The 10,061-nt window shown below is 31.9% G+C and carries 13 protein-coding genes; 8 read left to right on the plus strand and 5 right to left on the minus strand.

Annotated elements, in window-relative coordinates; translation table 11 throughout:
• Positions 1–47: 47 nt before the first annotated feature.
• The gene (locus tag BUC11_RS15790; protein WP_073355616.1) at positions 48–368 is read right to left on the minus strand and encodes a hypothetical protein; all 321 of its coding nucleotides are present in this window, start codon (positions 366–368) and stop codon (positions 48–50) included.
• 799 nt (positions 369–1,167) lie between these two features.
• On the opposite strand from BUC11_RS15790, the gene BUC11_RS15800 reads away from it, so the two are divergent.
• The 4 genes from BUC11_RS15800 to BUC11_RS17040 are packed head-to-tail and all read left to right on the plus strand — an operon-like array spanning position 1,168 to position 3,099.
• Positions 1,168–1,563 (plus strand): single-stranded DNA-binding protein, encoded by a 396-nt coding sequence (locus BUC11_RS15800; RefSeq protein ID WP_073355620.1) that lies wholly within the window; start codon positions 1,168–1,170, stop codon positions 1,561–1,563.
• Between the two features lie 37 nt (positions 1,564–1,600).
• Positions 1,601–2,662 carry a DUF932 domain-containing protein gene (locus BUC11_RS15805; RefSeq protein WP_073355621.1) on the plus strand — a complete coding sequence of 354 codons (1,062 nt, stop codon included), beginning with the start codon at positions 1,601–1,603 and terminating at the stop codon, positions 2,660–2,662.
• Between the two features lie 49 nt (positions 2,663–2,711).
• Complete coding sequence (locus BUC11_RS15810; protein ID WP_084129721.1) at positions 2,712–2,894, plus strand: hypothetical protein; 183 nt, start codon at positions 2,712–2,714, stop codon at positions 2,892–2,894.
• Between the two features lie 28 nt (positions 2,895–2,922).
• The gene (locus tag BUC11_RS17040) at positions 2,923–3,099 is read left to right on the plus strand and encodes a hypothetical protein (protein WP_175547770.1); all 177 of its coding nucleotides are present in this window, start codon (positions 2,923–2,925) and stop codon (positions 3,097–3,099) included.
• Positions 3,100–3,352: 253 nt separating this feature from the next.
• Here the strand turns inward: BUC11_RS17040 and BUC11_RS15820 are convergent, their stop codons facing one another.
• From BUC11_RS15820 to BUC11_RS15830, 3 genes are all read right to left on the minus strand, one after another.
• Positions 3,353–5,362, minus strand: a complete 2,010-nt coding sequence (locus tag BUC11_RS15820) for an ATP-binding protein (RefSeq protein WP_073355624.1) — start codon at positions 5,360–5,362, stop codon at positions 3,353–3,355.
• An 86-nt stretch (positions 5,363–5,448) separates the two neighbouring features.
• Positions 5,449–5,640 (minus strand): hypothetical protein, encoded by a 192-nt coding sequence (locus tag BUC11_RS15825; RefSeq protein ID WP_073355626.1) that lies wholly within the window; start codon positions 5,638–5,640, stop codon positions 5,449–5,451.
• Positions 5,641–5,974: 334 nt separating this feature from the next.
• The gene (locus BUC11_RS15830) at positions 5,975–6,688 is read right to left on the minus strand and encodes a LytR/AlgR family response regulator transcription factor (protein WP_073355627.1); all 714 of its coding nucleotides are present in this window, start codon (positions 6,686–6,688) and stop codon (positions 5,975–5,977) included.
• Between the two features lie 98 nt (positions 6,689–6,786).
• Here BUC11_RS15830 and BUC11_RS15835 point away from each other — a divergent pair, with 98 nt between their 5' ends.
• From BUC11_RS15835 to BUC11_RS15850, 4 genes are all read left to right on the plus strand, one after another.
• Positions 6,787–7,443 (plus strand): response regulator, encoded by a 657-nt coding sequence (locus BUC11_RS15835; protein WP_073355629.1) that lies wholly within the window; start codon positions 6,787–6,789, stop codon positions 7,441–7,443.
• 217 nt (positions 7,444–7,660) lie between these two features.
• On the plus strand, positions 7,661–7,855 hold the full coding sequence (locus tag BUC11_RS15840; RefSeq protein ID WP_073355630.1) for a hypothetical protein: 195 nt from the start codon (positions 7,661–7,663) through the stop codon (positions 7,853–7,855).
• Between the two features lie 142 nt (positions 7,856–7,997).
• A complete protein-coding gene (locus BUC11_RS15845) occupies positions 7,998–9,095 on the plus strand; it encodes a hypothetical protein (RefSeq protein ID WP_073355632.1) in 1,098 nt (365 codons plus the stop codon).
• Positions 9,096–9,183: 88 nt separating this feature from the next.
• Positions 9,184–9,720 (plus strand): hypothetical protein, encoded by a 537-nt coding sequence (locus tag BUC11_RS15850; RefSeq protein ID WP_073355633.1) that lies wholly within the window; start codon positions 9,184–9,186, stop codon positions 9,718–9,720.
• A gap of 30 nt (positions 9,721–9,750) precedes the next feature.
• Here BUC11_RS15850 and BUC11_RS15855 read toward each other — a convergent pair.
• A partial coding sequence (locus tag BUC11_RS15855) for an IS66 family transposase (protein ID WP_139259424.1) occupies positions 9,751–10,061 on the minus strand: 311 nt, incomplete at its 5' end.

The raw sequence follows: 10,061 nt of genomic DNA on the forward strand, positions 1-10,061 counted from the left end.
GTTATTTCCGATTTTAGCCTAGAAAATAGAAATGAAAACTTAAAAAACTATCTTAAGTTTCTAAAAAAGTTGCATCGCGAATAGGTCGCAGCATAATACAAGGTGTCTAAAGATAAACTGTAAGTACCATCAGTTGACAAATCTGGTTTTGAAAGAACATGATTGAAATCAGCATTACTATACTTAATCTGCTTTTTAAATTTACGTCCTTTATTAATAATAAGAAGGTCATCTATTTTATCATTGTCATATTCCTTTCTATCAATTATAAATTCAGCATCCCTTTCTTCAAAAATTTCGTTTAAAATAAAATAGCCCGTAAGCAAATCTTGATACTCGTAACCTTCATGTGCAGTAGCTAAAGACATTGAATCCTAATTTAATTAATTCTTCTTGTTGAAATCGTTTTAGACAAAATTAGTGATAATATATCGAGCGAATAGGAAGTATCCGCATTTGCTTTTGTAGGTGTCTCCAATTTTAAGAACACTAAAGACTTCAATCGGTCTCTCTTAGGTCGTTCTCTTTGTTCCGTTCGGCAGCTCCAGGCGGTCGTCGGCAGAAAAAGCCTCCTCCCTCCATTACGCAGACACTACGCAGCACAATGAAAATAGCAGCTTGAAAATAAGCAGTTATTTTCATTGCGCCGCTTCGTTCCTCATCTTCACACGTTCTCTACCCTAAGTTCGGCAGGGCTACTACATCCACAATACCGCTTCATTCCGTTTTACTCCACAGGCTACGCTCCACTGCATTCCAGCCGTATGATGTCTGTCGCCCTTTATTTTTTCAGCGGTGTCGCTCTTCGCACAGTCATCGGGGTTGGCTCCGTTAGCACTTTGCCCTAAATCAAGGAACACCAAAAACTGCCTTATGTTTTTTCGCCGTTTCATACTTGCAGTAGAATTCTATTCCAATTAAATTCTATTAAGAAGTTTTAATCAAATTTCCACTCGAAACAGATTAAAAGGGTAGCTAAGATAGTGTCCGTCGTATGCTGCACGCGCATAATGGCTGCGCCACCCTTTGGGACTTATAGCGCTCCGCATCCTTAGTCCACTTATTTCTTGCTTTCTTTTTTCCAGTTTTTTCGTTTTGAAAAGATTTTTTGCAGAGCGGAGGGTTAAAGACAAAGTAAATAATAGCAATCGTTAAAAATTAAAATTTATGGAAATTGCAGGCAGAATTACAGCAAATTCAACTGTTCACAAAGTGAGCAACGACAAACAGGTGGTCAATTTTAGTATTGCCATCAATGACAATTATAAACCCAGAGGGAGTACCGAGGTAAAGGGAGTCGTTACCTATATCAATTGTTCTTATTGGTTTAATGCAAAGACAGCGGAGTGGCTTAAAAAAGGAGTACTCGTACAATTGTTTGGGCGTATCGGGTTGAATGTGTATTGCAACCAGGAAGGTAAACCAATAAGTAGCCTCACGTTTCACACCAACAACATCAAAATTTTGACTTTTGCAAAAAAAACCGAGCTAATAGAAAACGGTGTGATGTCTTCCATAGCAAAGAGGAAGAAATCTGAAACAGCAGACGATTTGCCTTTTTAATCCAAACAATATACTAATCACTTAAATTTTTAACATCATGGCACATAATATAAATTACAACGAGCAAACAGAGAAACACAGTTTTTTCAGCGTTAAGGAAAAAGCTTGGTACAATCTAGGGCAAATAATTTCGGACTATCCCAAAAGTGCAGAAGCAATTAAATTCGCAGGATTGGATTATGAAGTAGAAAAACGCAAGTTGTTTACGTCTAGTTCAGAGGGAATCAATTTGACCAATGAAACCATGGACAGCAAAATCGAAGTACCTAATTACTTTAGTACCATACGCACGGACAACAATACGGTATTGGGTGTGGTGGGCAAAGACTATCAAATCGTACAAAACAGAGATGCCTTTTCTTTTTTCGACAGCATAGTAGGCGGTGACGGAATCCTATATGAGACTGCAGGAGCTTTGGGGAAAGGAGAACGCATCTTTATAACCGCAAAATTACCTGATTACATTCGGGTGGGGAATGACGATTTAATTGAAAAATATCTTTTCCTTTCTACCTCACATGATGGAAGCGGAAGCATAACCGCCGCATTTACACCAATTCGCATCGTATGCGCCAATACCCTTAATGCAGCAATGAATAACAAAACCAATACGGTGCGCATTCGTCATACCTCTAATGCTAAACAACGTTTGGAACAGGCTCACAAAGTTATGGGGATATCCGACATGTTATCGGCACAGTTGGAAACCATTTTCAATCATTGGACAAAAGTGCCCATTACGGACGGCGAAGTAAAAAAATTGATACAGTCTGCTCTAGTTCCCAATAAGGAAGTATTGAAATCCATACAGGAGGGTAGGGAAGAGGTGCTCTCAACCTGTTTTACTAACATGGTTGATAGTGCCTACGAATATGCTATGAGCGACCCTACGCAATTGATGGATACGACAAAAGGAACGGTATTCGGAGCGTATAATTCCGTAACTGGGTATTTTCAAAATGTCAGAAATTATAAGGATGATGAAGCCAAGTTAACCTCACTTTTGATGGGTGGTACAGGTCAGATACGTACGCAGTCGGCTTTTAATCTTTGCTTGGAGTTTGCCAATAAAGGTTCTGACGGACTAGTACTTAATTGACCAATCAGGACAGGCACACATCCTGCCTGTCCTTTAAAATCTTTTCACCATGATGAAAGTAGAAGATAAAGACGGAGAAAACACAACCGTTACCAATTTGCCCGAAGCCTTAAAACAATCAGACTATTTCAGAAATTTCGCCCATACCGAGCAAGCATTCAAGCGGTTTGACAAAGAACTGCAAGCCTATTGGCAAGACCTTTATGATAAATTTTTGAATATTAGTGATTGAGATGAAATACAAACTAAACAGTAAAACTATGGAAACCAATTTTTTTAAATCTATTCTAGCCTTGCATGTAGCAGGAAACTGGAAAATAAGCATAGTCAAAGAAGATACGGACAGGTTCATTGTATCTGTATTGTTTTTTAATGAAAATATCAGCAATGATACTCGTAAAAAAGTACCGCCCATTTTGCTAAAAGGTACTGCATAATCTACCAAAATTAAATTTAAGCCGTTCACCGCTTTGACGGTTTTTTTGATAAATTTTGTGAAGTATTTTTATAATTTTTTTATCACATTGCCAAGCCTTCAATAAGGTAATTTTTGTTTGTTTTTCCCTAAGGATAATTTGATGTTAAAATTAGTACTGTCTTTATAGGTAACTATGGATTAAGTTAAAAAAAATCTGAGAAGTCCTAGATGGAAAAGTATAAATGGAACGTTTTATTTATGATAATGATTGATTAAAAGACTATTTCTAGCGTAGTTCCATTTTCTGAACTTGAAGTAATTTTTAATTCACCCTGTAATATTTTAGTCCTGTCTTTGATGTTTTTTAACCCTATTCCGTATTTTACTTTTTCAGGATTAAAACCAATACCGTTATCCCAAATGCGAATGGTTATTTTATCTCCTGTTTTTAGCAGCATTATGAAACATCTTTTTGCTTGGGAGTATTTATTGCTATTCTGTATGGCTTCTTGTATGATGCGATAAATATGTATTTTGTTGGCACTCCTTACGGCAGACCAATCAATGTATTTATCTACAGATAGATCAAATTTAGTATTGTATTGGTTTTGTTGAGAATCGACTAAGGTAGTTAGAATCTCAGGAAAACTTTTATCCTCAAAAAGAAGATTTTGAGTTAAATCATGTGAAACTCTTCTTATTTCTTGCTCTGTTTTTTCAAGTTCATTTATTAGTTCCTGTTTTTTATTTTGAGAACTTGATTCTAATTGGATTAAATTAAAACGGGTAGTAAAAACGCTATTGATTATGCCGTCATGTAATTCCATTGCTATGCGGTTTCTTTCCTCATTTCTTGCTTGTTCCGTTTCAGATTGCTGTGCCAGCATCAGCTGATATATTTTTTCGTTTGCTTCTTGCTGTTCTTTAATAAATAGTAACTCTTTGTTTTTCGATTTTAGACGATATAAAGCAAAAACACCCCCTAATAAAATTATAACAATTCCAGAACCAAGAATAATTTTGGTATTTTTCTTAGATAGAATTTCATTTTTTTCCTCTATTTGATCCGTTTCATAGGCTATTCTTGCAAATTTATTTCGAGTTATTCTTTCTACACTTTGAATACTGTCATTTACCTTAATGTATAAATTGGAGTAATAGATTTTGTTTTTGGAATCATTTTCCGTTAACAATTTTAAAGATCTTATTATAAAAGGACCAGCTTCAATTTTTTTAGCTAGTTTAAAACCCTCTGTGATGTAAGATAATGCTTTGATCGTATCATTTTTATATAAATAATATTCTCCAATGTTAATTTTACTTGATACAATACCCTGAGCTATATCCATACTGTCGCTAATCTTTAAGGACTCAAATAACAGTTTGTCAATATCTTTATAGTCTCCTTCCTTCATTTTTGAATAAGCCATATTGTCCAGTAACATTGCATATGATTTTGGATAGTTAAGCTTTAAATCCTGTAATGCCAAACCTTTTTCATAGTAGAGTATTGCTTCTTTATAATTCTTTTGCTTTTCGTAGACTCTACCTATGTTATTGAAACATGATATTCTAGATTTAATTAATTTAGCCTTGGTATAATCTTCGTTTTCAAGTCGTTGTAATTGATTCAAAGCCAGATCAAAATATTTTAAAGACTCTTCAAAATTATTTAATTCTTTTAATGAAAGTGCAAGTAAATTATAACTCTCGTAAACTAATCTAGTATTGTTAGTTTTCGAAAGTAATTTTAAAGCGTTTATAGCTCCAATTTCGCTTTCGGTGAAGTTACCCGAATCAAATATAACGCCAGCTTTGTAAAGTGCTGTTCTTCCTGAATTCAACGTATCTTTTAAGTTTCTATAGAGTTTTTCGGATTGACTATAATAGCTAAATGAACTGTCTAATTGTGCATTTTTTTCATAATATTCTCCCATAAAACACAATGACTTAGCGATATGAGATGTGTCTTTTTGCTTTAATGCTAACTCTGTAACTTTTTTTGTTAATTTTAGATATTTGTCATTTTCATTTAACTCATAGTACTTATTGGCAACTTTAAAAAGTAAATTTCTAATTATTGAATCATTTTCCTGTTTTAGTAAATATAGTGAAATGGTATCTAATTCTTTTTCTTTGTGATTGTCTTTTGATAATGATAAATCAAAATTATTTAAAAGTTGCTTAACTCGATTTCCATTTTCAATATTTTCTTTTTTCTGACAAGAGAAAATCAGTAAAAATAAATTTATAAGAAAGATAATTCTAAATTTTGTTTTCAATTTGGATAGAAATAATTAGTATTTATTTCACCAAAAATAAATATTAAAAACCAGATAATTTTCATTATCTGGTTTTTAGGTAAAAATTAAAACTTCGTTTTATCTCTGTCATCTATTAATGGAGGAGGAGGAGGAGTGACCTCAGCAGTTGCCGATATAGAAATTTTATTGTAATTACTTGAATTTTCGTTTTCAACAGATTCGAGATTATCTGCTGTGCATGATGACATTAAGATTATAGCTGAAATACAGCCGGTAGCAATTAATAGCTTTTTCATAAAAAGTGTTTAAAAATTAGAAAATTTTATACTGGTACGATTCCAAAATGGAGTACCTTTTTTTAAGAAAAGCTGGGAAGTAGCTATTCTGATAATATTGAGAATGACACTGTATAAAGGCAGATTTTCCCCATTCTCAATATTTATTTAGAAGCTTCTGTTGCGCTATAACTGGGGCAAATTAACGGGTAAAAAACCGTGTTATTTTCTGTTTTTTTGGGGTTATAGTGAACTAGATTAGTACAATAGTTTAAGAGTGAATCTAAATGGTGAAACCTTGTATTTTGTGAAAGATATTATTTCAATACAGAGTAAAGCAGATTATTTATCAGCACTAAATATTTGTTTTTCTGATAATGGCATCAATATTATCCCTATATGTTAGTGAGAAGGGAAGAATTTCATTGTAGTTAAGGTAGCATTTTGATTTGCTAAAATGAATGCGCGAAACATGATTAATATTAACGATATAACTTTTATGAATCCGCAAAAAATGGAATGGTAGAGTATTCTCAAAATGCTTTAAAGTCTTATAAGCATTCACGGTTTTGCCATTGTATAATTGAATGTCTGTTGTGTTGTTGTCCGCTTTTAAATAGGCAATATCCTGTAGCGCCACAAATTGATAATCGCTATAGGATTTAATGCAAATAGTTGTGATGCTCGCAGGTGGATTTCTTTTTTCAAACCTAAAAAGACTTTTTCCTAATTGATGCAAGAGCAATGGGTCTACTATATAATCGGAAAATCCCGATTGAACAGCTTCCAGGGCATAATCTGGAGATGAAGCCAGGCCTATAAAATAGGGCACTGTGTCAACATATTGGAATAGTTCTGATATGGTTGTAAATGATAAATTTCCTTCACTAGATTTGACAGGAATTCTTTTCAATACGAGTTGTGGTTTTACTTTTATAATTTGATTTATTGCAGTTTGATTATCTTTGATAATTCCAGCACAAAAATAATTTGGAAAATTTTCGAAGAGCTCTAAAGTTTCCTTAATTCTGTTGGTGTTATCGTCAATAAGGAGAAATGAAAAACGCATATTGTATATCTAAAATAAGAGTATTGCAAGCTAAACAACTGTACATTCTTTTGTTGCAGAAAAACAACCTATTTTGTTAAAGTTAAATAATCCAATACATGAATATTTTTTTAGTAGATGACCATCCGATGACTGTAGAAGGATATAGTAATGCTCTTTTAGAAACTCCTTTTGGATTGCGTAACCCCATTTTTACAAAAGCTTATAATTGTGAAGATGCTTATGCTATTTTGTTAAGAAAATTATCTCTAAAAAAATTATTTGATATAGCCATTATTGATAAAGGTTTACCGAGTTATGAGGCAAAATCTATCTTATCTGGCAGTGATTTAGCCATTTATATACGAGAAATGATGCCTAATTGTAAAATTATAATGATTACTGCCCATACCGAAGTTATCATTGTTTATGATATAGTTAAAAAAGTTCGACCTGAAGGACTTATGATAAAAAATGACGTTACACCTCAAAAGTTGCAACAAGCTGTAACAGCTATTTTCGCAGGGGAGCAATACTATAGCACAATTGTAAAAAAATGCATCAATGAAATATGGAAAAAGGAATTAATGATTGAAGATTATAACCGTCAAATACTTTTATATTTATCAAAGGGGTTTAAAATAAAAGAGTTAGAAAGTATTATATATCTTACTACAAGTACCATTCAAAAACGGATCATCCGCATGAAAAAGGCTTTTGAAGTTACGGACGAGACAGGTCTCGTGAAAGAAGCCATTAAACAAGGGTTTATCTAATACTTTTCCATTAAATTTTAACATGTTTTGCTTAAAAACTACCTTGTTTGTTAAAGGTTGCTATCTCTGTGTCTGCATTCCATTTCTTAGTTATATTTTCGATGTAGAATCTTCTTACATTCTTTGTTTTAGAAGCCAAGTGCACGTGGATAATTTTATGAAGAATGTTCGGGAATGATTTTAAAAAAATAAATTATTTAACCATAAAATTAAAATTATGAAATTAAGTTTAGACGCTCTAAAAGAAAGAGCACAAGGAATAGCTTCAGAAGAGCTCATGGGACAAATTACAGGTGGTTTATTACCTGAATGTCATAATGGTTCATGTACACCTAAAGAAACACCTACCACGATTAAGGATACTACTCCAACAGTTGGGTCTGATGGCACGCTTTATTTACCGAGAGGTTAGACTATAAGAAGAGACCATCTCAAAAGTAAACATCAGTCTTTAAATTTCAAAATATTTTTGTCTGATGGAAACGAATAAAAAGGATAAAAAGAGAGGCTATCCAGTCTTTTGAGATAGCCTCTTTTATTTTTAAAAAATTATTATGAAATTATTGTTTTTAATATTTATCGGATGGAGTTCTTCTTGTTACTCTCAGGAAAAAAATAATTTTTTTTTAAATTATACTTTAAAAAAAAATAATTCAACTGCTGTCTTGGATAAATTTTATGAGTTTATTAACCTCCCTTTAAATAATAGTGACAATTCTACTTTATGGGTTGAAAGTAAATTCTTTAAACATCCAGAAACTGATATTTTGGATATCATTAAGAATGCAAAAAATCATAAAATTACAATTCTAGCTATTAATAGTATTGATGATAAAAGAAGTTTAGTTAAAATTGCTTGGATTAAAAGCAGTTATGATTACGGTAATCTTTATGCCATTTATAACTTCATAGCAATTAAAAATAATAATAAAATACTATTTGAGAATGTTTTAGATTTTAATGTTAAAGATTTTAAAATTTTTAATGTAAACGAAATCACGTATGTAACATATGATGGATATGTTTTCAATCATAATAATGCAAAAAAAATGGTCAATTTTAATGAAAAAATGAGTTTGTTTTTTGAAAGAGAGACTATAAATTTCACTTATTTTTTGTGTAGAGATATGAATCATTTTAAAAGGATAAGGGGTTTTGATTTTGATAACATGGTGGTTGACCAAAATCAAATTGGTGGGGAAACTTTCCCTGCGGATAATATAATTTTCGCAGGAAACAATTCGGAATTTTATCCACATGAAGTAGTTCATTTATATACATTTAAATACTTTTCCAAAATACATAAAATAATAGATGAAGGAATAGCAACTTATTTTGGAGGTTCTAAAGGAGTTGAATTTAAAGATCATATTAAAAAATTAAAAAATCACTTGAATGATAATGAATTAAATGTGTACGAAAAACTATTTAAAGAATCAGAACAATATGTTTTAGATGATACAACTTCATTATGGTACACAATAGGCACTTTGTTATGTGATCTTTCATTAAAAAAATATGGGAAAGAAGCACTGTTAGAATTAATGAATTCAGGTAAAACAGATGAAGAGTTGTTACTATCCATTGAGAAAATTTTTAAAATTAAAAGAGAAAATTTTGATGGTTTTATAAAAAATGAATTAAAAAATTAAGAATAATACTATTTTTTTAAATACAGAATTAAATCAAATCGATATTAGCAATACCATCAAACTCCTTATTTATAAAGAAAACCCTTCTTTGCTAGAAAAAGTTGATTTTGATGATGAAAATGTATTCTTAGAGCCCCTAATATTTGCTTATTTTAATTCCAAGAATGAGAACTTATTTCCTCCTGAAATGTTGAATGAGATTATGCAGGGTTACTTTATTGAAAAAGGAGAATTAGAAATCAAGTTTTTATTCAATACAAAGGGAATAGCATATATACCAGTATTGGGTTACTTTAAAGAAGGAGAAAAAAGGCCTTTCGAATCTATTACAATAGTTGATGATACAAATATCGAGGTACTAAAATATCCTTTGAAATTATTTCAAGACATTTTTAGAACAACCTCAGGCAATTTAATTAGTAATGATGAGATTAAAATTGATGCAGAACTTTTCGAGAAAAATATAGTACCGTTATCTAACGCTTTTCAATTTATAAAGAAAAGTTCTAGTGAACATTTTAAACTAATTGAACAGTGTTGTAAAAAATGTGTATTATTCAAAACTAATACTGAAAATACTAATTCTTTTGCTACGTATCCACCCGAGCAACTACATATTGTTTAGTTCAATAAGATTAATGATAGGAGCGTAATTTTACAATGGTTTAGATTCCGCTAGCTGCTTGTAATTGTGGGGATACAGGTCTTTAATATTCTTGTGGTTTATAGATTGGATATTCTCAAGGGTATATTTTAGCCACTCAAAAGGATTTACGTTATGCTTTTTGCAGTTAGAAAAAAAGGTATAGGCCATAGCCGCTCTTTGAGCAGCATCGTGCGATCCGGCAAAAAGATAATTCTTTCTACCCAGGGCCACTGGTCTGATTGCATTTTCCACCAGATTATTATCTATTTGCAAGTTACCATCTAATAGGTATGCCGATAAATTATCCCATCTTGTTTGAG

This window comes from Flavobacterium xanthum (genome assembly GCF_900142695.1).
Classification (GTDB): domain Bacteria; phylum Bacteroidota; class Bacteroidia; order Flavobacteriales; family Flavobacteriaceae; genus Flavobacterium; species Flavobacterium xanthum.